This is a genomic window from Streptomyces sp. NPDC058231 (assembly GCF_042882275.1).
In the GTDB taxonomy this organism is placed as follows: domain Bacteria; phylum Actinomycetota; class Actinomycetes; order Streptomycetales; family Streptomycetaceae; genus Streptomyces.
The window spans coordinates 1-24,856 of record NZ_JBHVWN010000096.1 but is presented as its reverse complement, the minus strand read 5'-3'; the positions used below and the strand labels follow the sequence as shown (position 1 = coordinate 24,856).

Annotated in this window: 23 protein-coding genes and 1 pseudogene; 9 read left to right on the top strand and 15 right to left on the bottom strand. The window is 71.2% G+C overall.

Translation table 11 applies throughout. From position 1 onward, the window contains the following. Positions 1-547 precede the first annotated feature (547 nt). Entirely contained in the window at positions 548-4,327 is a 3,780-nt protein-coding gene (locus tag ACFVXE_RS35850; RefSeq protein WP_389677599.1) for a S8 family serine peptidase, read from the bottom strand. 210 nt (positions 4,328-4,537) lie between these two features. On the opposite strand from ACFVXE_RS35850, the gene ACFVXE_RS35845 reads away from it, so the two are divergent. Both ACFVXE_RS35845 and ACFVXE_RS35840 read left to right on the top strand, forming a co-directional pair. Continuing rightward, positions 4,538-5,527, top strand: a complete 990-nt coding sequence (locus ACFVXE_RS35845; protein WP_389677604.1) for a helix-turn-helix domain-containing protein — start codon at positions 4,538-4,540, stop codon at positions 5,525-5,527. A 114-nt stretch (positions 5,528-5,641) separates the two neighbouring features. After that, positions 5,642-6,124 carry a DUF456 domain-containing protein gene (locus tag ACFVXE_RS35840; RefSeq protein ID WP_389677598.1) on the top strand — a complete coding sequence of 161 codons (483 nt, stop codon included), beginning with the start codon at positions 5,642-5,644 and terminating at the stop codon, positions 6,122-6,124. Between the two features lie 179 nt (positions 6,125-6,303). On the opposite strand, the pseudogene ACFVXE_RS35835 reads toward ACFVXE_RS35840, so the two are convergent. The 3 genes and pseudogenes from ACFVXE_RS35835 to ACFVXE_RS35825 form a co-directional block, all read right to left on the bottom strand. Further along, positions 6,304-6,399 (bottom strand): annotated as a pseudogene (locus ACFVXE_RS35835) (helix-turn-helix domain-containing protein); the annotation flags it as partial. Positions 6,400-6,477: 78 nt separating this feature from the next. Further along, complete coding sequence (locus tag ACFVXE_RS35830; RefSeq protein WP_389677597.1) at positions 6,478-7,392, bottom strand: SDR family NAD(P)-dependent oxidoreductase; 915 nt, start codon at positions 7,390-7,392, stop codon at positions 6,478-6,480. 91 nt (positions 7,393-7,483) lie between these two features. Further along, positions 7,484-8,347 carry an NAD(P)-dependent oxidoreductase gene (locus tag ACFVXE_RS35825; protein ID WP_389677596.1) on the bottom strand — a complete coding sequence of 288 codons (864 nt, stop codon included), beginning with the start codon at positions 8,345-8,347 and terminating at the stop codon, positions 7,484-7,486. 200 nt (positions 8,348-8,547) lie between these two features. Here ACFVXE_RS35825 and ACFVXE_RS35820 point away from each other — a divergent pair, with 200 nt between their 5' ends. Then, complete coding sequence (locus tag ACFVXE_RS35820; RefSeq protein ID WP_389677595.1) at positions 8,548-9,369, top strand: helix-turn-helix domain-containing protein; 822 nt, start codon at positions 8,548-8,550, stop codon at positions 9,367-9,369. 56 nt (positions 9,370-9,425) lie between these two features. On the opposite strand, the gene ACFVXE_RS35815 is transcribed toward ACFVXE_RS35820, so the two are convergent. Together ACFVXE_RS35815 and rsgA are read right to left on the bottom strand one after the other, a co-directional pair. After that, positions 9,426-10,775: a DNA-3-methyladenine glycosylase 2 family protein gene (locus ACFVXE_RS35815; RefSeq protein ID WP_389677603.1), complete on the bottom strand. Its 1,350-nt coding sequence runs from the start codon at positions 10,773-10,775 to the stop codon at positions 9,426-9,428. Between the two features lie 71 nt (positions 10,776-10,846). Further along, a complete protein-coding gene (gene rsgA, locus ACFVXE_RS35810; protein ID WP_389677593.1) occupies positions 10,847-12,019 on the bottom strand; it encodes a ribosome small subunit-dependent GTPase A in 1,173 nt (390 codons plus the stop codon). A 385-nt stretch (positions 12,020-12,404) separates the two neighbouring features. Between rsgA and ACFVXE_RS35805 the strand changes: the two genes are divergently transcribed. Further along, complete coding sequence (locus tag ACFVXE_RS35805; protein WP_389677592.1) at positions 12,405-12,905, top strand: DUF5949 family protein; 501 nt, start codon at positions 12,405-12,407, stop codon at positions 12,903-12,905. Between the two features lie 132 nt (positions 12,906-13,037). Here ACFVXE_RS35805 and ACFVXE_RS35800 read toward each other — a convergent pair whose 3' ends face one another. The 6 genes from ACFVXE_RS35800 to ACFVXE_RS35775 form a co-directional block, all read right to left on the bottom strand. After that, entirely contained in the window at positions 13,038-13,448 is a 411-nt protein-coding gene (locus tag ACFVXE_RS35800; RefSeq protein ID WP_389677591.1) for a rodlin, read from the bottom strand. 119 nt (positions 13,449-13,567) lie between these two features. Beyond that, positions 13,568-13,768: a hypothetical protein gene (locus tag ACFVXE_RS35795; RefSeq protein ID WP_389677589.1), complete on the bottom strand. Its 201-nt coding sequence runs from the start codon at positions 13,766-13,768 to the stop codon at positions 13,568-13,570. 198 nt (positions 13,769-13,966) lie between these two features. Further along, the gene (locus ACFVXE_RS35790) at positions 13,967-14,380 is read right to left on the bottom strand and encodes a rodlin (protein ID WP_389677588.1); all 414 of its coding nucleotides are present in this window, start codon (positions 14,378-14,380) and stop codon (positions 13,967-13,969) included. Positions 14,381-14,567: 187 nt separating this feature from the next. Further along, entirely contained in the window at positions 14,568-14,858 is a 291-nt protein-coding gene (locus ACFVXE_RS35785) for a hypothetical protein (protein ID WP_389677586.1), read from the bottom strand. A gap of 441 nt (positions 14,859-15,299) precedes the next feature. Further along, a complete protein-coding gene (locus ACFVXE_RS35780; protein WP_389677584.1) occupies positions 15,300-15,533 on the bottom strand; it encodes a chaplin in 234 nt (77 codons plus the stop codon). Positions 15,534-15,831: 298 nt separating this feature from the next. Then, a complete protein-coding gene (locus ACFVXE_RS35775; protein ID WP_389677583.1) occupies positions 15,832-16,245 on the bottom strand; it encodes a rodlin in 414 nt (137 codons plus the stop codon). Between the two features lie 455 nt (positions 16,246-16,700). Between ACFVXE_RS35775 and ACFVXE_RS35770 the strand changes: the two genes are divergently transcribed. After that, the gene (locus ACFVXE_RS35770; RefSeq protein WP_389677602.1) at positions 16,701-17,516 is read left to right on the top strand and encodes a chaplin; all 816 of its coding nucleotides are present in this window, start codon (positions 16,701-16,703) and stop codon (positions 17,514-17,516) included. A 277-nt stretch (positions 17,517-17,793) separates the two neighbouring features. On the opposite strand, the gene ACFVXE_RS35765 is transcribed toward ACFVXE_RS35770, so the two are convergent. Together ACFVXE_RS35765 and ACFVXE_RS35760 are read right to left on the bottom strand one after the other, a co-directional pair. After that, the gene (locus ACFVXE_RS35765) at positions 17,794-19,023 is read right to left on the bottom strand and encodes an acetyl-CoA C-acetyltransferase (protein WP_389677581.1); all 1,230 of its coding nucleotides are present in this window, start codon (positions 19,021-19,023) and stop codon (positions 17,794-17,796) included. Positions 19,024-19,124: 101 nt separating this feature from the next. Beyond that, positions 19,125-20,036: a LysR family transcriptional regulator gene (locus tag ACFVXE_RS35760; protein ID WP_389677579.1), complete on the bottom strand. Its 912-nt coding sequence runs from the start codon at positions 20,034-20,036 to the stop codon at positions 19,125-19,127. A 168-nt stretch (positions 20,037-20,204) separates the two neighbouring features. Here ACFVXE_RS35760 and ACFVXE_RS35755 point away from each other — a divergent pair, with 168 nt between their 5' ends. The 4 genes from ACFVXE_RS35755 (at position 20,205) to ACFVXE_RS35740 (ending at position 24,072) form a co-directional block, all read left to right on the top strand. Beyond that, positions 20,205-21,122 (top strand): CoA transferase subunit A, encoded by a 918-nt coding sequence (locus ACFVXE_RS35755; RefSeq protein ID WP_389677600.1) that lies wholly within the window; start codon positions 20,205-20,207, stop codon positions 21,120-21,122. Between the two features lie 32 nt (positions 21,123-21,154). Then, positions 21,155-21,931 carry a CoA-transferase subunit beta gene (locus tag ACFVXE_RS35750; RefSeq protein ID WP_389677577.1) on the top strand — a complete coding sequence of 259 codons (777 nt, stop codon included), beginning with the start codon at positions 21,155-21,157 and terminating at the stop codon, positions 21,929-21,931. Between the two features lie 66 nt (positions 21,932-21,997). After that, entirely contained in the window at positions 21,998-23,569 is a 1,572-nt protein-coding gene (locus tag ACFVXE_RS35745; RefSeq protein WP_389677575.1) for a 3-hydroxyacyl-CoA dehydrogenase, read from the top strand. Between the two features lie 107 nt (positions 23,570-23,676). Then, the gene (locus ACFVXE_RS35740) at positions 23,677-24,072 is read left to right on the top strand and encodes a VOC family protein (protein ID WP_389677573.1); all 396 of its coding nucleotides are present in this window, start codon (positions 23,677-23,679) and stop codon (positions 24,070-24,072) included. Here the strand turns inward: ACFVXE_RS35740 and ACFVXE_RS35735 are convergent. Then, positions 24,009-24,752: a helix-turn-helix domain-containing protein gene (locus tag ACFVXE_RS35735; protein WP_389677571.1), complete on the bottom strand. Its 744-nt coding sequence runs from the start codon at positions 24,750-24,752 to the stop codon at positions 24,009-24,011. The genes ACFVXE_RS35740 and ACFVXE_RS35735 overlap by 64 nt on opposite strands. Positions 24,753-24,856 lie beyond the last annotated feature (104 nt).

Sequence of the window (24,856 nt, the reverse complement as noted above, 5' to 3'; positions counted from 1 at the left end):
CGGGGGCGGGGGGGGGGGGGGGGGGGGGGGGGGGGGGGCGGGGTGGGCGGGGGGCGGCACCTCTGCGGGTGGAGGTGCTGCGACGGCGGGCGGGGCCGGCGGCGCGGCGGGTGTGCGCGGCTGCCAGGTGGCGGGCGGCGGTTCCCACGGGGCGCGTGCCGTCGGCACGGGGCGTCCGGGTGACGCGGGTCGCCCGGGCGGCGGGGGCGGCGGCCCCCCGGTCGGCGCCGACCGGGGGCCCGGGAAGGCGCCGTCCGTGTCGTGTCCGCCCCGCCCGGCCGGACCCACCGCTCCCGAAGCCGAGTCGAAGCGGTCGTCGAGACTGTCGGGCGCGCCACTCGCCCCGGCGTCCGCCGCGGTTTCGTCGTACAGCCTGCGCCACCAGTCGTCCTCGTGGGCGGCGGGCCTCTCCCCCTGCTGACTCATGCCCTTATTGTCCACCGCACGGGCCGTACGAAAACGGGTCATCAGGAAAAAAGAGGTCCGCCGGGCGACCCCACCCCCCACGGGAAGGACGCCCGGCGGACCGGTTCTGGTGTGACCCGGGTCAGCGCACCGCGTATGCGTCGACGACGGTCTGGACGACGGAGTTGCCGTTGGCGTCCGTCAGTTCCGTCTTCAGCGTGACCGGCTTGCCGGCCGCGCCCGCGTGGTTCACGGTCGCGGTCCAACGCCCGTCCCGCTGTGCGGTGGTGGCCTGGATCCAGGTCGTGCCGCCGTCGTACGAGTACGAGACCTTGGCCGCGGTCAGCTTGCCGGGTGTGTAGCCCGCGTGGCCGGTGACGCTCAGGCCGATCTTCTGACCGTCCTTCGCCGCCAGGGTCTTCATCCCGTCCGTCGCCAGGTCGTAGCCCGGGAAGAGGAGCGGAATACCCTGAGAGTACGCGTTCTCGTCCCGCTCGGAACGGAATTTCCAGGTGGTCTCGGTCTGGGTGGACCGCTTCCACACGTCTGCGGGCGAACCGCCCTTCATGGTAGTCATGGTCAGTTCGTACGGTGCGTCCTCGGCCGGCACCTCGAACACGCCGGACGGGTATCCGCTGCTGCCGTAGTTCTTGTCGCCGCTGGTCAGCGTCATGTTGCCGAAGTCTCCGAAGGAGCCCTGGAGACCGGCGTGTTCGCTGTCGGCCCAGAAGCCCGGGGCGACGCCGATCAGGTTGTCCTGCCGTTCGGCGGCGAGCACCTCCTTGCCCTGGGCGTCGCGCGGGGTGGACGGGCCGAGAATCCCCCGGTACCAGTTCTCGGTGCGCTGCGAGCCGGACTTGTAGGTGTGGGCCGGGTCGACCATGGACTCGCCCCAGGGGAAACTCGAGGAGATGTAACGCTCCCAGGCGGTGTCGCCCGCCGAGTAGTACTCGGTGCGCCTGCCCGGGACGGCGACGGTGTCGAACGCGGCGGAGAAGCGTCCGCCGTACGGCCGGTCGAAGACCACCGAGTCGACGTAGTCGGCTGCGACGCCCATCGCCTCGTACGTGGCGGTGGACTTGCCGAGCTTGCTGTCACGGACCTTGTAGGTGCGGTCCGAGGTGACCGGGCCGGTCTCGGGGAAGCCCAGGTTGTAGACGAACGGGCTGGCGGCGGTGGCCTTCCAGCGCAGCTTCACGGGACCGTCGGCGAGTGCGGCGGTCAGGCCGGCGGCCTCACCGGCCTCGACTGCGAGGGAGGGCAGCGGGGCCGAGCCGAAGCCGAGGGACGGCAGCCACGTGCCGGCGGACGGCCGGTACACGATGATCGCCTTTGCGCCGGCAGCCTTGGCGTTCCGTGCCGGGACGGTCATGTATCCGTCGTCGGCGACCTTCACCAGTGCGATCTTGCCCTCGACACCGGCGGCCTTCAGCTCGTCCGGGGTGCCGGTGCCCGCGTCGACGAGCGCGGCCTCGCCCGTGCCGTCGAGGCTGACGGCTCCGGTGCTCGCCGTCTGCGGGTGCAGCTGGGCACCGCCGACGACGGAGAGCTTCTCGATCTGCGGGGCGTACGCCCGCCAGAAGCTGGTGAAGTCGAAGTCGCCGTCGCCGGCCCGGCCCTCGATGTCGGCGAAGTAGTTCTTGACGATGCGGCTGCCGGTGATGGAGCCCGAGTGCAGCCAGACGTCGTCCCAGCTGCGACCGAAGGTGAGGGTCGTGGAGCGGTTCTCGGACGTGCGGTCCTCGGTCTTCACCTGGAGCCGGTGGGCCTTGCGGGCGTCCAGTACCAGGGTGGTGTCCTTGGTGACGTTCAGCTGCGGCCTGGCGAGGTAGCCGACGGACTCGACCATCCTGCCGGTGGCATCCTTCAGATCCGGCGACGTGACGAAGCTGGAGACGAAGTACGCGCCGGGGCGCACCTGGTACACCTGGTCGGCCGCGCCGTCGTTGAAGCGGCGCTCACCGGCGGCGGTGTCGGTGCCGATGACGTCCAGCGAGGAGGAGCCCGCGGCGGGCTTGCCGGTGCGGTCGATCAGCTTGACGCGCAGGGTGACCGTCTCGGCGCCGACGTACAGCGAGAACGGGGTGGAGACCTTGACGCCGTCGGCGCCGGTGGCCAGTACGCGCCCGGTGACATCGCCGTACTGGGCGGCCTTCAGCTGCGCGGTCGGATCGATGTGCAGCGGGACCTTGACGGTCGCCCCGGCCGGGACGGTGACATCGCTCGCGTCGAGCTTGGCGACGGAGGAGCGGACCGCCGAGCCGTCGTTGCCGGTGACGCCCTGGACCTTCAGCGACAGCTTCACCGGCTCGGTGCCGGAGTTGGTGTACGGGACGTCGACCGTGGTGCGGTCGCTCCTGTCCTGCGGCCAGTTGAACGTGCCGCCCTGGACGGCGGGGGCCCCGACGACGGTGGTGTCGATGGCGGCCTTCACATCGAGGCGGCCGCCGCCGGTCTCCCGCACGTCGCCGGGGATGTCGCTCTTCGCGGAGGAGACGAGAGCGGCCTTGATCTGCTGGGCGGTCCAGTCCGGGTGACGCTGCTTCACGATGGCTGCGGCGCCGGCGACATGCGGCGTCGCCATCGACGTGCCGGACATCGTCCGGTACGCGTACACCCCGCGGCCGCCGGCCGCAGCGGCCGAGATGTCGACGCCGGGGGCGGCGATCTCGGGCTTGAGGGTGTGCGAGCCGATCGCAGGTCCGCGGCTGGAGAACTGAGCCGTGGAGTCGTCGCGGTCGACCGCGCCGACGGTCAGCACACTGGGGGCGCAGCCCGGCGAGGAGACGGTGTTCAGCGTCGGACCGGAGTTGCCGGCCGCGATGACGAACAAGGTGTCCTTGCTCTGGGCGAGTTCCTCGGCGGCGACGCTCATCGGGTCGGTGCAGTCGGTCGGCGTCTGACTGCCGAGGCTCATGGAGACGACGTCGGCCTTCTGGTCGACGGCCCACTGCATGCCGGCGATGATCCATGACTCCGCGCCGGAGCCACTGTCGTTGAGGACCTTGCCCGCGAGCAGGTCGGCGCCGGGAGCGACGCCCTTCTTCTTGCCGTCGCTGGCCGCGCCGGAACCGCCCACCGTCGAGATGGTGTGCGTGCCGTGGCCCTGCCGGTCGTCGGTGGTGTCGGAGTCGGTGAAGTTCACCGAGGCGGTGATCCGGCCCTTGAGGTCCGGGTGTTCGGCGTCGACACCGGTGTCGAGAACGGCAACCTTGGTGCCCTTGCCGTCGTATCCGGCGGCCCAGGCGAGGTCGGCGCCGATCTGCTTGGTCGACCGGTCCAGGGTGGCCTGAACCTTGCGGTCGAGCCAGAGCTTCTTCAGGCCGGAGGCCGAACGGGAGCGGGTGGCCCCGGTGACGTCCGCCCAGAAGTCTGCGCTCTTCGACTTGTCCGCCTTGAGCGCGACACCGTCGATGGCGTCGAGGGAGAGCCCGGTCTTCGCTCCGCGCGGGGTGACCGGCGCGGAACGGGTCAGGTCGTGACCGTAGACCGCGATCAGCGGCAGCGACTTGGTGCTCGCGTCGTCGTATCCCTGACGGATCAGTCCGGTGACGTTGAAGAGTTCCTCGTCGACCGTGCCCGCGGCGAGCGCCTCGGACGCGGTGTCCGGATAGACGTACAGGTCCTTGCCGGACTGCCGGGTCTGCACGAGGGGCACGGTGCCGTCCTCGCGCGGCAGCGCGGTGGCCGTCGTCGCCCCCGAACCGTCCGTACTCACCAGGAATTTGTCGCCGGTGACCAGGGTGACGGTGACCGGCTTGCCGCCCTTCGCGGCAGTGGCGGCGGTGGCTGCCGCACTGCCGGTGAGCGGTCTCGTCGCGGCGGGCGCGTCCTGTGGCACGGCCACGGACGGCGCGACCACGGTGGCCGCCAGGACGGCGGCAGTCGCCGCTCCCAGCGCCGTACGTGATATCGGGCGCATCGCACTCCCCAGGTGATTCCGGAAGAAGGCCACACAAAGGCCCTGTCTCCGAAGGTTGTTGGTACTGCGGTGGCGCCACATTGGCAGAGGGACGTGCGAGACAGGGATGATGTGCACGGCGGGTTTACGCCGTGGCCGCTTTCCGCCACGGCCGGTCGGCCGGAGAGTGCGCAAGATGCAGAAATGACACGTCCGGGGAGGGGTCCGAGGGTGCTGGGAGCCATAGGTCTCGACGAGATACAGGAGTCCGCCTACCGCGCGCTCGTCGCGATGGGCGCGGCGGAGGTGCCGGACCTCGCACACCGGCTGGGGCTCCCCGAGTCGGACACCGAACGGGCACTGCGGCGGCTGGAGCAACAGGGTCTCGCCGCCCAGTCGTCGGCCCGCACCGGACGGTGGGTGGCGGCGCCACCGGGGGTCGCCCTGGGCGCGCTGCTGACCGAGCAGCGCCATGAGCTGGAGCGGGCGGAACTGGCGGCGGCGCTGCTGGCCGAGGAGTACCGGGCCGACGCCGCCGAGCCCGCCGTGCACGACCTGGTCGAGGTGGTCACCGGGGCGAGCGCGGTGGCACACCGCTTCCACCAGTTGCAGCTGGGTGCGACGAGTGAGGTGTGCGCCCTGGTCACCGGCAAACCGATCGCGGTCAGCGGCCTGGACAACGAGTCCGAGGAGCGGGCCGCGACCCGCGGGGTGTCGTTCCGGGTGGTGCTCGAGCGGGAGGTGCTCGCCCTGCCGTCCGGAATCATGGAGCTGTCGGCCGCGCTGAGCCGGAACGAGCAGTGCCGGGTGGTCGACCGGGTACCCACCAAGCTGGTCGTCGCCGACGCCTCGCTGGCGATGGTCCCGCTGACCAGCCGGGGCTCCGAACCCGCGGCATTGGTCGTCCACGCCTCCGGCCTGCTGGAGTCGCTGATGGGGCTCTTCGAGGCGGTGTGGCGTGAGGCCATGCCGCTGCGGCTCGGCGAGACCGGCTGGGCGCAGGAGGCACCCCTGGCGCCCGACCCGACCGATCTGGAGATCCTGTCACTGCTGCTGGCGGGGCTCACGGACGCGAGCGTCGCGAAACAGCTGGAGCTGGGGCTGCGGACGGTCCAGCGGCGGGTGAAGGGCCTGATGGAGCTGACCGGGGTGTCGACGCGGTTGCAGCTTGGCTGGCATGCGTACGAACGGGGCTGGGTGGCCCGCGAGCCGCGGGCCTGAAGGTCCGCACGCGAGACCCGGAATCGCGTCACCGTCCCCTCTGAGCTGCGCCGACGGTTCCGCCCGGAAGCGCGTCGGCGGGCGGGACGGGCCGGACTCCGGCAGGCTGGTGAGATGAGTGTGTGGCAGCTCGTCGCCATGGGCCTGGTCATGCTGATCGGCCTGATCGGCGTGCTGGTGCCGGGGGTGCCGGGGCAGGCCATCGTCTGGGCCGCCGTGCTGTGGTGGGCGCTCACCGATGTGACGCCGACCGCCTGGGGGGTGCTGATCGGGGCCACCGCGCTCCTGCTGGTGAACCAGGCGCTGAAGCCGCTGCTGCGACCTAGGCGACCGCGCGAGTCGGGGGCGCCGCGCAGGACGCTGATGGCGGGCGGGATCGCGGCGATCGTGGGCTTCTTCGTGGTGCCGGTGGTGGGCGGGATCGTGGGGTACGTCGGGGCGGTCTACGGGGCGGAGCGCCTGCGGCTCGGCAGCGGCGGGGCGGCCCGGGCCTCGCTCCGCTCGGTGATGCGGAGCACCGGCTACTCCGTACTCGTGGAGCTGCTCTCCTGCCTGCTGGTGACGGGTGCGTGGCTGGGCGCGGTGATCCGGGGCTGACCAACGGCGCCCCGCGCCGTGGTCATCAGTCCGGATTCTGTCCGGCCATACCGAAACACATCGGATCTCTCCTGCCCTATTGACGCCCCGACACCCCCTGCCTTCCTTCCGTGAAGGTATAGCTCGGATCATTCGATGTGCCTGCGTATGAGCCGCCAGGAGACGCCTTGCCCACAGCAGCGGTGCGCCCATCGCTTGGCGGTAGTGGGCGACACCTGGAAGCGTTCGGCTGCCCGTCGTAGCGGCCAGCCATCCCGTACCACGCAGAGAGCCAGGCGGAGGCGGCCGGGCGCACGAGTGGTGGCTGGTGCGCCCGGCCGTGGCGAGGGTGGCCGCCAGTGGGTGGCGGGGGGTCAGGACAGGAGTCGCAGGGACTCCTCCCACAGGCGTTCCGCGTTGGCGGTGTCGAGTGCGTAGGGTGCGACGCCGCCGGCCCAGCCGTTGCCGTCGGAGACCGGGACGGCTTCGTTGCAGTCTTCGAAGTAGCGGCCGCCGATGCCTTCCAGCTGAGGAGAGATGGCCAGCAGCACGGAGGTTGCGGCGCCCTGCTGGGGGGACTTGCGGCGCTCGGGCGGGGTCTTGAGGCCGCCGGTGTGGCGCTGGAGGTTGGTGGCGATGGCGCCGGGCATGAGGGCGTTGGCGGTGATCCCGTCGGCCGCCCAGCGGCGGCTGGCCTCGACGGCGAAGAGCACGGTGGCGGTCTTGGACTGCCCGTAGGCCACCAGCGGGTCGTAGGGACGGTAGTGGAAGTTGATGTCGTCGAAGACAACCGGGGAGATCAGATGTCCACTGGAGCTGACAACCACGGTGCGTGCGTTGCCGCCGGCGGCCAGTGCGTCGTGCAGGCCGGTGGTCAGGGCGAAGTGGCCGAGGTGGTTGGTGGCGAACTGCATCTCCCAGCCCTCGGGGGTACGTTCGAGTTCGGGCGTGGCCATGATCCCGGCGTTGTTGACCAAGAGGTGGAGCGGCCCGTCCCACGCCTTTACGAAGGCGTCCACCGAGGTCCGGTCCGAGACATCGAGGCGGGCGACGTGGATGTCCTTGTTGCCGGTGGTCGCGGTGATGTCGGCAGCGGTTGCTTCACCGGCTGCCGTGTTGCGTACGGCCAGCGTCACCTGGGCGCCGGTGGCTGCCAGAGTCCGGGCGGTCTCGATGCCGATGCCGGAGGTGGCGCCGGTGATGATCGCGCGCCGTCCGGAGAGGTCGATGCCGCGGGCTACTTCGTCAGCGGTGGAGGAGAAGCCGAAGGGGGTCGTGACGCGAGTCATGATCAGATCTCTTTCGCGAGGGTGCGTGGGAGTGGAAGTTCGGGGTGCCGGCGCGGGGAGGGGCGCGATGGGCATCGGACGGTGAGGGGGGTCAGGCCGCGTGGCCTGGTGCGGTTGCGAGGGTGACCGCCTCCACCAGGCCGTCGGCGCCGGCCAGTGCACGGCGGCGCAGTTCCTCCGGGTCGAAGCCCTGGGCTCGCACGGCGTTGGCGAAGTGCTCGATGTCCTTGCGCATCAGGCCCTGCAGGTGGGGGGCGATCTCGGGGGTGATGACGGTGCCGAGCGCGCGCAGTGAGGCGCTGCCTCCGCTGCTGTCGGAGATCACGTCGAGGACGGCCGGGATGTCCATGTGGAGCTGCTGGGCGACGCGGATCAGGTCCACGGCGTTCTTCAGGTTCGACATCGTCATGGCGTTGTTGAGGAGCTTGGTCATCTGACCGCTCCCAACCGGGCCCATGCGGCTGACGCGGGTGGAGAAGGTGGCGAATACCGGTGAGCACCGCTCGAAGGCACCCTCGTCGCCGCCGACGAACGTGGTCAGGGTGCGCGCCTTCGCCCCCGGGCCGCCGCCGCTGACCGGAGCATCCAGGTAGGAGGCGCCAAGGCTGCGCAGAGACTCGGCGATCCTCACGTTCTCGCCCGGATCTCCGGTGCCGTGATTGACGACCACCGTCCCCGGCCGGAGGTGGTCGCGTACCCCCGGGGTATTCAGAACGTCCCAGATGTCGCTGTCATCGCGCAGGCACAGCGCCAGGATGTCGCTGGCGGCCACGAGATCGACGACCGTGGCGTGAACGGTATGCGGGATGTCTGCCACCGCCTCCAGCGACGTCGGGCGCCGGGCCCACACGTGGAGGTCGAAACCATGGCCCCCGATCGCCTGGGCCATGGGGGCACCCTGGTCTCCCAGGCCGATGAAGCCGACGGCCGAACTCTGCTGTTCGGGGCTGCCCACTGCGGTCACCTTCCAGATAGCGTCACATCCATGGAAACGGGAACATTCCGTATTGCTTGTCCCTGTCATCGTTCCTCCGCGTCCCGACCCCAGCCAGGGCCGTATCGACACTGGTAGTGCCAGGACCAGGAAACCCGGCACGGATCATCAGCCGACGGGGCCGACCAGGCTGGGGGCGGAATGCCTCGTACCGTGGAGTCGTGAGCGCCAACCACCTCGGCAACTACCTCCGAGCGCGTCGTGACCTCGTCGACCCCAAGGACGTCGGCCTGCCCGGCGGGGGCCGCCGCCGCGTGCCCGGCCTGCGCCGCGAGGAAGTCGCCCTGCTGGCCGGCATCAGCAGCGAGTACTACCTGCGCCTGGAACAAGGACGCGACCAGAACCCCTCACCGGCCGTCCTCGATGCCCTCGCCCGCGCCCTCCAGCTCGACCTGGACGCGACCCGGCACCTGCACGCCCTCTCCACCCCCGCTCCGCGACACGGCAGTCCGGCCCCCGACGGCGAGCGGGTTCCTCCCGGCATTCAGCAACTGATCAATACAGCCTGGGCAGGCACCCCTGCCGTGGTCCTGAACCGCTACATGGACGTCCTGACGGCCAACCCCCTGGCCATCGCGCTGTCTCCCAGCAACCAGCCGGGCACAAATGCCGTACGGTCCGCATTCCTCGACCCGCGCATGCGCTTCCTTTACCTCAACTGGGGAGAGATGACCATCCGCGCCGTCGCGAGCCTGCGCGCCCTCATCGGCCCGGATGGCAGTGACCCCCGCATCGTCGAGTTGGTGAACGAACTCTCCGCGGACAGCGAGACCTTCCGCCGTCTGTGGGCCCGCCACGACGTCAGCCCCCGGGGCGCCGGCGCCTCACAGATAGACCATCCGCAGGTGGGCCGGCTGGAGCTGCGTTACGAACGACTCCTGCTCGCCGGTACCGACGGCCAACTCCTCGTCGTACACCACGCCGATCCCGGCAGCCCATCCGCCCAGAAACTGGCCCAACTCGCCGACACCCCCAGTACGTAGCGAACCAACGCTGCTCCCGCACCAGCCACCGGCCCTGACCTCCGCGGACAGAACACCTAGAGCGCCAGGTGGCGGACGGCGTACGAACGCCAGGGCCGCCACCGCTCCGCCCTCGGGTGGTGGTCCGGGTCCACATCGGGGTCACCGAGCGCCCGCATCCTGATCAGCGCCGCGGCGGCCGGCCCGACTCCGGGCAGCCGCAGCAGCGCCCGCTCGGCCTCTTCGCGGTCTGCCCCCGCGTCGAGCCGTACGGATCCGTCGGCGAGCGCGGCAGTCAGGGCCCGCAGCGCCGGGTCGTCCACCGCGCCGGCCAGAACCCCGGGTTCCGGGAACACATGTGTCAGCCCTCCGCGGGGCTCGTCGAGGGCCTTCCCGTACGTCTCGACGAGCCGCTCAGCGGCGGACCGGCCCACCAGCGTCCGTACGGCGAACTCTTCCGGGTCCGCGGCGCCCGGCGAGCGCAGCCCCGGGCGGGCGGCGACGCGGGGTGCGAGGAGAGGATCGGCGCCGAGCCGCTCGTCGACGGCGTACGGGTCGGCGTCGAGGTCGAAGAGGCGCCGCAGCCGCTGCACCGCCGTGGTCAGGTCACGCAGATCGGTGAGGTGGATCCGGGCGTCCAGCCATGCGCCGGCGGACCGCTCGTCGACGGAGACGGCTCCCGTGCCGTAGGGCAGCCGCAGCGTGCGGCTGTAGGTGCGGTCACCGGGTTCGCCGCTGATCGCCTCGATCCGGGAGATCGTCTCACCGGCCAGCAGATCGAAGACCTGCCGGGCGGCGTAAGTGCCGCGATGGGCGAGCCGGAGCGGGATGCCGGTCGGGCGTGCCTCACGGACCGCCGCTGCCGTGCCGGTCCCGGACTCGGCCCGTAGCGCGCTCGGCGTACGGGCGTAGATCTGCCGGATCGTGTCGTTGAACTGGCGCACGCTGGCGAAGCCCGACGCGAACGCGATCTCGGTGACGGGGAGCCCGGTCGTCTGGAGCAGCACCCGTGCCGTGTGGGCACGCCGGGCGCGGGCGAGAGCGACGGGGCCGGCGCCCAGCTCGGCGTTGAGCTGCCGCTGCACCTGGCGCGCGCTGTAGCCGAGCCGGTGGGCGAGCCCCGGCACGCCCTCCCGGTCGACCACTCCGTCGCCGATCATGCGCATGGCGCGCCCGACGACATCGGCGCGCACGTCCCATTCGGCGGACCCCGGGACGGCGTCCGGGCGGCAGCGCCTGCAGGCCCGGAAGCCGTTGCCCTGGGCCGCGGCCGCCGTCGGGTAGAAGCGGACGTTCTTCCGCTTGGGGGTGACGGCGGGGCAGCTCGGCCGGCAGTAGATGCCGGTGGTCTCGACGGCGAAGAAGAACTCCCCGTCGAACCGCGCGTCGCGGCTGCTCACCGCCTCGTACCTGGTCCGTTCGTCCATCACACCGTTCAGTGTGCGCCACCCGTGGGTGGCGCACTCGCGGTATTCGGACATGGAGGCAAGTCCCGGCGCTACCGCACGCGGCCGCGCTTCGCCTCCATGGCCGCCCGCCCTTGGGCCCCTCTGCGCTTCCATTCGCGCGTGATCTCGGACCTGAGCCGGGCATCGGTCTTGGCGACGATGCGCTGGTTCTCGCGGAGCAGCTTGCGGTAGCTGTCGAGGCGCCGCTCGGACAGCGAGCCGTCCTCGACGGCGCCCAGCACCGCGCAGCCGGGCTCGGCCTCGTGGGCGCAGTCGTGGAACCGGCACTCCCCGGCCAGGTGCTCGATCTCCGAGAACAGCTGCCCGACGCCGGCCTCCGCGTCCCAGAGCCCGACCCCGCGCAGCCCGGGGGTGTCGATGATGACGCCCCCGGAGGGGAGGACCAGCAGATTGCGCGTCGTGGTGGTGTGCCGGCCCTTGCCGTCGACGTCGCGGGCGGCCTGCACCTCCATCGCCTCCTCGCCGAGCAGGGTGTTGGCGAGCGTGGACTTGCCCGCACCTGACACCCCGAGCAGCACGCTCGTGCCGCCGGAGACGATGGCGCCCAGCACGTCGATGCCTTCTCCGGTGGCGGAGCTGACGGTCAGCACCTGCACGCCGGGCGCGATGGCCTCGATGTCCTGGACGAGGTACGACAGCGTGGCGGTGTCGGGCACCAGGTCGGCCTTGGTCAGCACCACGAGCGGTTCGGCGGCGCCTTCCCCGGCACCCACGCCGTCCCGCAGCAGCGCGTCGCCGCTGGAGCTGGACATGGCGAGTGCGAGGAAGCGCTCCACCCGGCCCAGATCGAGCTCGACGGCGAGCGAGACGCAGATGACGATGTGGTCGACGTTGGTGGCGAGCACCTGTCCTTCGGAACGTTTCGACGAGGTCGAGCGCACGAAGGCCGTCCGCCGCGGGAGCAGCGTCCGTACGAACTGCGGATCGCCGTCGGGGTCGACGGCCACCCAGTCGCCCGTGCAGACGACCCGCATCGGGTCGCGCGGCACCACGAACGCGGTGTCGGCCCGCACGGTGCCCTCGGGGGTGACGACGTCGCACTGACCGCGGTCCACCCGCACCACCCGTCCGGGCAGCAGGCCCTCTTCGGCGTACGGAGCGAATTCTGCGGCCCAGGCGTCGTCCCAGCCGTACGGTGTCAGCGGATGCGACGAGGACGGACCGACAGGAGAGGAAAGCGAGGAGAAAGACGAGAAAGACAAGGGAAACCCTTCACAGGGTGGCCCCGGCACCGCGCGCTCGGGCGCGGACAAGTACGGAGAAGGTCAGCCGGCGGCCACGGGGGTGGGAACGATGCTCTTCCGGTTGTGGGCAGCGCCCACCGCAGTGACAGTCATCAATGTCCTCACCTCCTGGCTCGTGTACGGGCCGACAGCGGCGGCTCGTCCGCCGTCCGTGATGCTGCACACCATAGCTCCGCCCCGCCCGGCGGCGTCAACACCTTTTAGGGGGAACGCCGGGCACCCTGCCCGTCAGCCCCTCACGGGCGGCCGCGACGGCAAGTTTCGCCGGAGTTGCCCCGTGCCATCCCTCGTTCAGGTGATACGCATACACAACAGCCGGTCCGTGGCCGTTAGGGTGCCGAGCATGACCTCACCCCAGACCGCCACCCGCACGTTCACCCAGGCCCAGTTGGGCACCCTCACCCTGCTCGGGTGGAGCGGTGAACACCCCGGGGTCGGACATGAAGTCGCCTTCCTGCTCGTCTACTCGCTGGGCGACGGATCGGACGGCCCGGCCGCCGGTGAGGCCGCCATGCGGGTCGCCCTGGAGCGCAGCGGGCTGCCGGTCGGCGCAGGTCTCGTGCGCGCCGCCGAGACACCGGGACTGCCGGTCACCCTGCTCGTCCAGGCGGGACAGGCCGTGCTGACACTTCCTCACTTCACTGCGCAGTACCCGGCGCCGCCGGAGTGGCTGGCCGCCGCCCGCGACCAGGGGGAGGTGTACGCGATGTTCGCGACCCGCCCTTGGCCGGCGGCGGTGCCGGGCCGTCCGGTCAGCGAGGAGCTGCTGCGTTCCTTCGCGGCGGACGAGGAGATCATCATGTCCTCCGCCCACTGCGTGCTGCCGGTGCGCTCCCTGGGCTGACCGGCCGGGGCCGCGCACCGTGATGCCCACCGCCCCCGTGGCGCGGTGGGCATCGCGGCGCGCGGCCCCGGAAACGGAAGTGCGGGCGGCCGCGGGGCACATGTCCCGCGACCGCCCGCACCGGACGCTGCGTCAGTTGTTGCCGGCACCGTTCCCGGAGAGGACCGGGATGTCGTCCACGAGGTGCGACAGAGCCTCGTCACCCTTGGCCTGGGTGGAGTTCTCGGCGCACTGCTGGTTCTGCGGCGACGACAGGACGTTGATGTCCTGGACCGCCACGGGAGCCAGCGCGCCGACGAGCGAACCGGCGTTGACCTTGGCGGGCAGGCCGATGCACAGCTTGTTCAGGGTGCCCTGGACGAGCTGCGCCTGCGGGCTGTGGTCGCCCTGGGTCACCGCGTTGCCGAACGCGTCCGCGGCCCCGTTGCCACTGAGCGACGTGGTGCCACCGTCGTTGCCGATCGCCATGGCCGAGGGGGCCGCGGCGGCCGAGAGGCCGACCAGGGATACGGCCACTGCCGCGCCGGCCATCATCTTCTTCATCACGCTTCACCTTTCAGAGCGTCCCGTTCTGGAACGAACTGATCAACCGGATCCGGAATCATTGGTTCCGCCCTGCCACTCAAATGAGTTCGATCCGGCGCGAGGTCGACGGGATGCGGTCAGTCGCCGAAGGACTCCTCCGAGGTGCGGGCGGCGGGGACGAGACCGCTCGCACGGGGCGGGCCCGGGTCGGGGCGCCGCTTGGGCTCCTGATCCCGCTGCGCCGCCTGCCACTCGGCGAGCAGCCGGTCGTAGATCGGTGTGACGTCCTCCGTGTGCCGGTGTCGGCCCCACGGGCGCTGACTGTCGTACTCGTCCATGAAGTGCCTCTACCCGGTGTGACGGGGGACGGCGGCCCCCACTGCGGCAACCGGCCCAATGCGCCCCACCTTCGGGGGGCGTAGGCCCGGACACACGACGTGGGGCCGGCCCGCCACGGCCGCCGGGAAGGGCGGTCGCGGAGCGGGCCCGGCCCCACGGAGGCGGCTGCGGAGCGCGCCCTGTCCGGCCGGGAGGACCTAGCGGTTCGCGGCGCCGTTGCCGGACAGAACCGGGATGTTGTCCAGGATGTGCGACAGAGCCTCGTCACCCTTGGCCTGGGTGGAGTTCTCGGTGCACTGCTGATTCTGCGGCGACGACAGGACGTTGATGTCCTGGACCGCGATCGGAGCGGCGGCACCGAGCAGCGAACCCAGGTTGGCCTTGGCCGGCAGGCCGATGCAGGGCTTGTTGAGCGAGCCCTGGATGAGCGCGAACTGCGGGCTCCAGTCGCCACGGGTGGCGGAGTTGCCGTACGACTGCATGGCGCCGTTGCCGCTGAGCGACGTGGTGCCACCATCGTTGCCGATGGCCATGGCCTGCGGGGCGACCGCGGCGGACACGCCGACGATCGAGGCAGCGAAAGCTGCCGAGGCCATCATCTTCTTGATCATGAAACTGCCCTTCTGGGGTTTTCAGTTGCCCGCCTGTCCGGAGCGTGTTGATCAACCTGCTCCGGTGAGAATGGTTGCGCCGCTTCACTCGAACGGTGCGTATGCCATCCGGTTGGCCACCGAAGGGGCGGCACCGCAGAAACGCGCCGGCCCGGAACGGGCGGGGGAACGGCTGCCGTGCGACGGGTCAGCCGCCGAGGGGGACGCCGCCGAGCAGCGGGGCGGCGCTCTTGGCCACACCGGTCGCCTGGCCTGCGACCTTGTTCACGGTGCCCTTCTTCTGCACCGATTCGGCGGCACCGCCGACGGTGTCGATCAGCGGGTCCACGCTCTTGGGGGCATCGGCGAGCACCCTGTTGACACCGCTGTCGAGGCTGAAGCCGGGGGCCGTGGCGGTGGTGACGGCGAAGGCGGGAGCAGCCGTTCCGAGCGCAACCACGGAACCGGCAACGAGCGCAGCAGTCTTCGCGTACTTCACTTTCAGGTCTCCTTCTTGCAGCGGCATCTGTTTCGGTCGCGTCCCCGCGCCGCACAAGCCTTCTTTACTTGTGACTTCTGCCGCTTTCACCGTGGATAACGATCCGATTCCGGTCGGGCAACTGTGCGTTCCGCCTTTTCTGACGGCCCATTCGATCGATTGCATGACTAATCACCGGAACGGGTGTTGTGCGGGCCGAAGGGACGGAATCGATGATGGACTGTCAGGTGCTCCGTTCCGCGCAGCCGTCCGGGTGTCAGCCTCCAGCCGCCGGCGCGCCTCGCGCCTCGGGCTCGGCGCAACGGCTTCTGCCGTTCCGTCGCATCCGGAGACGCTGCGGACTCCCGGAACGGGGCGCGCAGGAAAGAAGAAGCCCCGGATCGCGCACGACGCGCGGTCCGGGGCGACGGTCAGTGAGCGCTGGGCTCAGCCGACCAGGAGTCAGTCGTTGAAGCAGGCGTTGCCGAACGTCGGGTTGAGCAGACCGATGACGTCGATGGTGTTGCCACAGACGTTGACCGGGATGTGGATCGGGACCTGGACCACGTTGCCGGACAGGACACCCGGGGATCCGATGGCAGCGGCCCCGGCGCCGGAGTCGGCGAAGGCCGGCGTAGCGGCACCGATCGCCATCAGGGTTCCGGCGGCGACGGCTGCAACCTTGGTGTACTTCACTTTCGTCCCTTTCTGCGGCGGGGTCCGGAGCGGCCACGACTTTCGTGCCGCACGAGCGCGCAGTTTCCTGATACCGCTCGTAACCCCGCCAATGTAATTCGTAACGATTTAAGAGTGCGGGCGAAACTGGTCGAGAGGAAATTTCTCGAAATCCCGCCCATATGACGCAGCACCGGTTGTCCGGAGCCATGGCCGAAATCACGTCCGGCCTGCGCCGGCCACATGACCGGCGCGCTGCATCAGGCCCGGGCCGCGCAGGGAGGAGCGCCGGCGGTCCGGGTTGTTCGATGCGGTGGGATCAGCGGTTGCCGGCACCGTTGCCGGAGAGCACCGGGATGTTGTCCAGGATGTGCGACAGCGGCTCGTCGCCCTTGGCCTGGGTGGAGTTCTCGGTGCACTGCTGATTCTGCGGCGACGACAGGACGTTGATGTCCTGGACCGCGATCGGAGCGGCGGCACCGAGCAGCGAACCCAGGTTGGCCTTGGCCGGCAGGCCGATGCAGGGCTTGTTGAGCGAGCCCTGGACCAGGCCGAACTGCGGGCTCCAGTCACCACGGGTCTCGGCGTTCCCGAACGACTGCGTGGCGCCGTTGCCGCTGAGCGACGTCGTCCCACTGTCGTTGCCGATGGCCATCGCCTGGGGAGCGAGCGCGGCCGAGATGCCGACCACGGAAGCGGCGACGGCACCCGCAGCCAGGACCTTCTTGATCACGATTTGCCTTTCTAGTACTGGATGCCCCGTGCAGGAGCGCCCTGCCCAACTCGCGACCGTGCGTTTGGTTCTCTCCATTCACCCGAATGCCAGGTCACGACGGACGTCCGTGCGAAAGGGGACACCACATCCGCCGATCGTGCGGCGCGCCACGTGAAAGGCGAACGCACATACGTAACTCGTCCGAGTGATAAGGGAATTCTCACGATCCTCAGGGTTTCTTCATCGACCGCGCGTCGTTATGGCAGTCGTCAAGCGCACATTCAGGACATGCTCCCGAGAGCCCGTGGGTTCTGCCGGGCTGTGTCCGCCGCTTGCCGAATCGCGTATGGAGAGCCGTCGGGGCGGTCAGCACCGGGGGTAGCTGCACCGCCTGATGAACGAACTGCGGGCGATCCGCCCGCGCGAAATGTCCTAAGGAAGGGCAACCAATGCGAAAAGCCTTGAGTAAAAGCATGCTCGTCATGGCGGCAGCGTCAGGAATTATGACGGCGGCCGGTGGGTACGCGCACGCGGACGCCTCGGCCGATGGTGCTGCCATCGGCTCCCCGGGCGTCGGCTCGGGCAACGCCATCCAGGCGCCGGTGAACATTCCCGTCAACCTCTGCGGCAACACGGTCGACGTGGTCGGTCTGCTGAACCCGGCGTTCGGCAACCACTGCAAGAACGACGGCGGCGACGCGCACCGCGGCAACGGCCAGGGCGCGGGCGCCGAGGCCGGCGACGCGCACCGCGGTGACGCGCACCGCGACAACGGCCACGGCGCGAGCGCCGAGGGTGTCGCCGCGCACTCGCCCGGCGTCCTGTCCGGCAATCTGATCCAGGCCCCGATCGACATCCCGGTCAACGCCTGCGGCAACACCGTCGACGTCGTCGGCGCGCTGAACCCCGCGTTCGGCAACCACTGCTCCAACGGGTCGGCCCACCACCACAGGCCGCCGACCCACCACAAGCCGCCGGTGTACCACCAGCCCCCGGCGCACCACCACCACGACTGCCCTCCGGCCCACCACCACAAGCCGCCGGTCCACCACAAGCCGCCGACCCACCACAAGCCGCCGGTGTACCACCAGCCCCCGGCGCACCACGTGAACTGGCCTCACCACAACTGGAACCACCACTGGCACCACCAGAACTGGAACCACAACAAGCCGCCGCAGATGGCGCACACCGGTACCGAGGCCAACGTCGGCATCGCGGGCGCTGCCGGCGCCGCCATGGTGCTCGGCGGCACGTTCTTGATGCGCCGCGCCCGCGCTGCGCAGAAGTGACCCGCGTGCGGAGCTGACACCGCGCGAGATCCGGAGAATGAGCAGACAGGTCCGGTGGAGCGGCTTCGGCCGTCCTGCCGGACCTGATGCGTGTGCGGGGGTGCGCCACCGGACGCGCGGCGGCCCTCAGGAACATCGGGATGCCCCAGCTGAGCACCATGCAGCCGTGGGCGATGGTCCGTCCGTACGGGCCGGACGCCGGGGGAAGGAACAGGGCGTCACCGGACGCCCGCCGCCGCAGGAAAGTGGGGGCCGGCGGCGTGGGTGGTGGCGGTTGTCAGGCGGCCACGCGCTCGAAGACGGCCGCGAGGCCCTGCCCGCCCCCGATGCACATGGTCTCCAGGCCGTACCGGGCCTCGCGGCGGTGCAGCTCCCGGGTCAGCGTGGCGAGGATGCGGGCGCCGGTGGCGCCGACCGGGTGGCCGAGGGAGACTCCGGAGCCGTTGACATTGATCCGCTGTTGGTGGTCGGTTTCGCCGAGGCCCAACTCGCGTGTGCAGGCCAGCACCTGGGCGGCGAAGGCCTCGTTGAGCTCGATCAGGTCGAGGTCGGCGAGAGTGAGTCCGGCGCGGGCCAGGGCCGCGCGGGTCGCCGGTACGGGGCCGATGCCCATGGTCGCGGCGGGCACGCCGGCCCGGGCGAAGGCGACCAGCCGGACCAGCGGGTTCAGCCCGAGCCGCTCGGCGGTCGCGGCGCTCGTCACCAGGCAGGCGGCGGCCGCGTCGTTCTGGCCGCTGGCGTTGCCCGCGGTGACGGTGGCGTCCGGGTCCGACTTCAGCATGACCGGACGCAGGGCGGCGAGCTGTTCGGCGGTCGTGTCGGGACGGGGGTGCTCGTCCGCGGTGACGGTGGTCTCGCCCTTGCGGGTGCGTACGGTGACGGGGACGGTCTCCGCGTCGTACCACCCCTCCTTCGCTGCGCGGGCGGCGCGCCGCTGGGAGCGCAGGGCGAGGGCGTCCTGGTCTGCGCGGCTGACGGCGTACGCGCGCCGCAGGTTCTCGGCGGTCTCGATCATGCCGCCGGGCACCGGATGGTTGACGCCGCCCGCGGTGACCCTGCCCCGGGCCAGCGAGTCGTGGAGCTGAAGGCCGGGGCCCTTGATGCCCCAGCGGCCCTCGTGCGTGTAGTAGGGGGCGGCGCTCATCACGTCGACGCCGCCCGCGATCACCACGTCGCTGAAGCCGGCCCGGATCTGCATCGCCGCGTCGAGCACGGCCTGCAGTCCGGAGCCGCAGCGGCGGTCGATCTGGGAGCCGGTGACGGACTGCGGGAGTCCGGCGTCGAGTGCGGCGACCCGGCCGACGGCGGGGGCGTCGGAGGACGGATAGGCCTGCCCGAGGATCACCTCGTCGACCCGTTCGGGGTCGATTCCGGTGCGGGCGACGACCTCAGCGACGACGCGCGCCGCGAGCGCGGCCGGGGTCAGCTGTGCGAACGCTCCGCCGAAACGGCCGATGGGGGTGCGCAGCGGTTCACAGATGACGACATCGAGCTGATGGTCGGACACGGCTGGACCTTTCGGTGGCGAGGCGGTGTCCGCCGACCCTCGCACCCGGTGACTGAGCCGGTCCAATATCCAGTTCCCCCTGGTTCAAGACGGGGCGCGTCTCAATCGGCCGGCGCCGGGGGAACCGGGGTGGGCAGGGCCTGCTCCGCCACCGCGAGCACCGCCCGCAGGGCGGCCGACGGGTTGTCGGCCCGCCAGGCCAGCGCCGCCTGGAGCCTGATGGGCGGCCCGGTGAGCGACCGGTAGACCAGGCCGTTCTGCTGGATGTGCTGGACGGAGGTGACCGTGAGCGTCACGCCGACGCCCGCGGCGACCAGTGCCAGGATGGTGTACGAGTCGGGGGCCTCCTGCACCACGCGCGGGTTGAACCCGGCCGCTTCGCAGGCGCCGACCATCGCGTCCCGCACGGTGGAGCCGGTATTGGCGGGGAAGGAGACGAAGGGCTCCTCGGCGAGGATCCCGATGGGGACGGTGTCCAGCTGGGCGAGCCGGTGGTCGGAGGGCAGCGCACACACCAGTTCCTCCTCGTCGATCACCCGGTACGCCACTCCGGGCCGACTCACCGGCAGCCGGACGAACCCCAGGTCGAGCGAGCCGTCGGCGACTCCGTCGAGGGCGACGTTGGCGTATGTCTGTCCCCTCATGACCAGTTCGAGGGCGGGGTGGGCGGCGCGGACGGCCCTGGTGAGGAGCGGCAGCGTCTCGTGGCTGGAGGCGCCCGCGAAGCCGATGCTGACCCGCCCGTACTCGCCGCGTCCGGCCGCCTTCGCGGCCCGTACCGCGGTGTCGAGATCGTCGAGCACGATCCGTACCGGCTGCAGGAAGGACTCCCCCGCGCTGGTGAGCCGCACCGAGCGGGTGTTCCGCTCGAAGAGCTGGACCCCCAGCTCCTTCTCCAGTTGGCGGATCTGCTGGCTCAGCGGCGGCTGGGCCATCTGGAGCCGCTTCGCAGCACGGCCGAAGTGCAGTTCCTCGGCCACTGCGACAAACGCGGACAGATGGCGCAGCTCCATGTCCGCCCCTCCACTCACCGGTCCGGTCACCGGAATTGATTAATCAGACGTCTTGATGCGACCTTAATTTGGTATTGGACAGCAATCAATGGTCGCTGCCACGGTGGGACGACGCGCACGCCTGGGCAGAGGAGCACCGTGGCCACGACGGACCGCAAGGACAAGACGATGTCGATGAAGGCGGCGATCTCCGCCTTCGTCCACGACGGTGGCACCGTCTGCCTCGAAGGCTTCACCCATCTCGTACCGACCGCCGCGGGGCACGAGATCATCCGGCAGGGCCGCCGCGACCTCACCGTCGTCCGGATGACGGCGGACATCGTGGTGGACCAGATGATCGCCGCGGGCTGCGTCTCACGGCTGGTCTCGTCCTTCGTCGGCAACTCCTCCGCCGGCTCGCTCGGCGAGCTGCGGCGGCGCATCGAGACCGGCGACCCGGCGCCGCTCGCCTTCGAGGAGTACAGCCACTACGGGATGATCTGCCGCTATCTCGCCGGTTCCCAGCGGCTGCCGTTCTATCCGCTGCGCAGCTACGGCGGCAGCGATCTGCCGGCCGTCAACAGTGATCTGCGGAAGGTCACTTCGCCCTACCCGGGCCCCGACGGCGAGGCCGAGCAGATCTACGTGGTCCCGCCCGTCAACCCGGACGTGACGATCATCCATGCACAGCGCGCCGACCGCAGCGGCAACACCCAGATGTGGGGACTGACCGGTATCCAGGCCGAAGCGGTGTACGCGGCGGACAGGGCGGTCGTCGTCGTCGAGGAGATCGTCGACGACGAGGTGGTCCGCTCGGACCCGAACCGTACGCTCGTCCCCGCCCACGCCGTCGACGCGGTCGTCGCCTGCCCGCGCGGCGCACACCCGTCGTTCGCACAGGGGTACTACGACCGGGACAACGCCTTCTACCGGGCCTGGTCGCACATCAGCAAGGACCCGGAGCGTCTGCAGGAGTGGCTGGACGAGTGGGTGCGCGGCACGGCCGATCACGCCGAGTACGTCGACAAGCTGGGCGAGGAGTTCTGGGCGGGACTGGCGGTCGGCGAGGCGCTCAGCCTCCCGGTGAACTACGGACGCCGGCTGTGAGTACGGGAACGGGACACGAGAGGGAACGGGTCATGACCACCACCGCACCGGGCACCGTCACGTCGTCGGAGCTGCTCTCCGTCGTCGCCTCCCGCGAACTGGCCGCGCGGCGAACCGTGTTCGCCGGGATCGGCCTCCCCACGCTCGCCACCGAGCTGGCTCATCTGACGGTCGCTCCGGAGATCGAGGTCGTGTACGAGTCCGGGGTGTGCGGCGCGCACCCCTCGCATCTGCCGGAGACCATCGCCGACGCGGTCCTGATCACCGGTGCCGAGGCGGTGCTCTCGATGCCGGCCCTGTTCGGCTGCGTGCTGCAGGGCGGCCACATCGACGTGGGGTTCCTCGGCGCCGCGCAGATCGACCGCTGGGGCAGTCTCAACACGTCCGTGATCGGCGACTGGGACAGCCCGTCGGTCCGGCTGCCCGGCTCAGGCGGCGGGGTCGAGGTGATGGCCAACTCCCGCGAGGTCTTCGTCGTGATGCGCCGCCACGATCCGCGTTCCTTCACCGAGACGCTCGACTTCTGCACCACCCCGGGACCCGACCGCGCGCTGGCCGAAGGCATCAGGCCGCTGGGCGCCGGTGTCACCCGGGTCATCACCGAACTGGGCATCCTGGCCCGCGCAGGGGTCGGCGAGGAGCTGCGCCTGGTCGCGGTCCACCCGGGCGTCACCGTCGAACAGGTACGGGCGGCCACCGGATGGGATCTCGCGGTCGCCGGCACGGTCGGCACCGTGCCGCCGCCGACCGCGGCCGAGCTGCGGCTGCTGCGCGAGGACGTCGATCCCGGGCGCGTCTATCTTCGTTGAGTCCGAGGACGGCCCGCCGAACCCGCACCACCCACCGACAGCACTGCCGAGAGGACCCCAACCGCCATGCGTATCAGGATCGTCGGCGCCGGAGCCATGGGGCGCGGCATCGCCCAGTGGGCCGTGACCGCGGGACACACCGTCGAGCTGTGCGATGTGCGCACGGAGGCGGTGACAGCCGCTGCCGACTTCGTACGGTCCATGCTCGACCGGGCCGTGCAGAAGGGCCGGATGTCCGCCGAGGACGCCGCCGCCGCCCTGGGCCGGCTGATCGCGCTGGACGACCCGTGGGCGCCGGGTCCGGAGTGCGAGCTGGTCATCGAGGCGGTGCGGGAGGATCTCGGTACCAAGACGGAGGTCTTCGGCCGGCTGGAGGAGACGCTGCCCGCGTCGACCGTCTTCGCGACCAACACCTCGTCGCTGTCGGTCACCCGGATCGCCGCGGCGCTGAAGGACCCGACGCGCCTGGCCGGGCTGCACTTCTTCAACCCGGTGCCGCTGATGAAGATCGTCGAGGTGGTACCGGGCGCGGCCACCCGCCCGGAGATCCCACCGGCGCTCACCGCGCTCGTCGAGGGCTGCGGGCACCGGGCGGTGACGGTCGCCGACACCCCCGGCTTCCTCGTCAACCACGCCGGCCGCGGTCTGGTGACCGAAGCACTCGCGCTGCTGGAGGAGTCGGTCACCGACCCAGCCGGCATCGACCGGATCGCGCGGGACGTTCTCGGTCTGCGGATGGGCCCGTTCGAGCTGATGGACCTCACCGGTCTCGATGTGACGGCCGCGGTCATCGACTCGATCTGGCAGGGCTTCCGGTACGCGGACCGGCTCCGTCCCTCCTACCTCACCCCGAACCGGGTGGCCGCCGGGCTGCACGGCCGCAAGACCGGGCACGGCTGGTTCGCGTACGGACCCGAAACACCCTCCCCGGTCCCGGAGCCGCCGGTCACGGGTGACGCGGACCGGCCGGTGTACGTCGCCGGGAGTCCGGCGGACCCCGATGTGACCACGCTGCTGCAGACGCTGACGGCCGCGGGCGCCACCGTCGAGAACGGCGCGGAACCGTCCGCGGACGCGCTGGTGCTGGTCCCGGTCTGGGGCACCACCGTGGCCGCCGCGGTCGCCGCGCACCGGCTGCCGGCCGCGCGCACCTTCGGCGTCGACCCGCTGCCCGCGGCCGGGCGGCGCCGGGTGCTGGCCGTGACCCCGGCGGCCGGGCCCGCCGCGGCGCGGGACGCCCGCGCGGTGCTGGCGCGGGCGGCGGACGGCGGTGAGCCGTACGCGGTGTCGGTGGTGCGGGACACGGCGGGTTCGGTGGCGCAGCGGCTGCTGGCCTCGGTCGTGTCCGTCGCCGCGTCGATCGCCGAGCGGTCCCTCGCCACCCCGGCCGACATCGACCTGGCCGTCACGACCGGCCTCGGCTATCCGGTCGGTCCGCTGGCGTGGGGCGACCGGATCGGCGCCGGCCGGATGCTGGAGCTGTACCGGGCGCTGCACACGACGACCGGGGACCCGCGGTATCGCCCGACCCGCTGGGTCACCGAGCGTGCCCAGCTCGCCATGGCGCTGACCGACCCGGGCACGGCGCCCGCCGCGTGCCTGGATCCCGCCGGCCGCCCGGACCCGGAGCCGCGCTGACGGCTTCACCGGCCCGACTCCGGGGGACCTGCGGTGTCCGGCAGTCCGGCCGGGGCGTGACCGTTTCGTACAAGACCCGGGGTGCGGAACCGTTCTACGTTCGGACCATGACTCCACGACTCGACGCGATCGGCATCACCACCGCGGATCTGGCCGCATCGCTCGCCTTCTACCGCCGGCTCGGGCTCGACATCCCCGCCGAGGCGGACTCCGCACCCCATGTCGAAGTGGCCCTGCCGGGCGGGCAGCGCCTCATGTGGGACACCGAGGACGTGATCCGCTCCTACGACCCGGACCGGTCCGCTCCGCAGGGCGGCGACCGGGTGTCGCTCGCCTTCCGCTGCGACGGGCCGGCGGAGGTGGACGCGGTGTACGACGAACTGACCGGCGCCGGGTACCGGGGCCATCTGAAGCCGTGGGACGCCGTGTGGGGGCAGCGTTACGCGGTGGTGCTCGACCCGGACGGCTGCGCGGTCTCGCTGTTCGCGGGCGCTTCGCAGTAGGCGCTCAGGGTCGTACCGGCCAGTTCGCGCATCTCCCTCGCGAGATGCGCCTGGTCGGCGCAGCCCGCCGCGAGCGCCGCCTCGGCGTACGGTCTGCCGGCCTGAACGAGGGCGAGCGCACGCTGCAGTCGCAGGATCCGGGCCAGCGTCTTCGGGCCGTAGCCGAAGGCCGCCAGCGACCGGCGGTGCAGCTGGCGGGGGCCGAGACCGGCCGAGCCGGCCGTGGCGGCGACGGACCGGCCCTGCGCCAGCTGCCGGACGACGGACCGGATCAGCGGGTCCGGCGGTGCTGCGCCGGCCGCCCGGCGCAGCGCCAGGTCCTCCAGGGCGGCGGCGGGGTCGGCGGCGTCGGCGACACGTTCGGCCAGTACGCGCACCTGAGCGGCCGGCCACAGATCGGAGAGCTCCACCCGCCGGTCGCGCAGTTCGTCCGCCGGTACGCCGAGGAGCGCCGGCGCGGTGCCGGGGGCGAACCGGATGCCGGTGAACAGGCCGCCGGCCGCCGCCGGGGTGACATACGCATGTGTGTCGGGTCCGGCGACGAGGAGCCGGCCGTCGGTCCAGAGCAGGTCTATGCAGCCGTCGGGCAGTACCGGCCGGGCGGGCCCGCCCGGCAGCTGCCGCGTCCAGACGATCGCCCCGTCGAACCGGGACCCCCGCTCCTCGTACGTCTCGCCCATGCCTCACACGCTAGGGCATGTTTCGAAAGTAGCGCCGTCCGCCCGGAGGGCGGGCTCGGCGGCGTCTGGTGCGTGCGATCGCAAGGCGGAGGGTCGCCCCGATA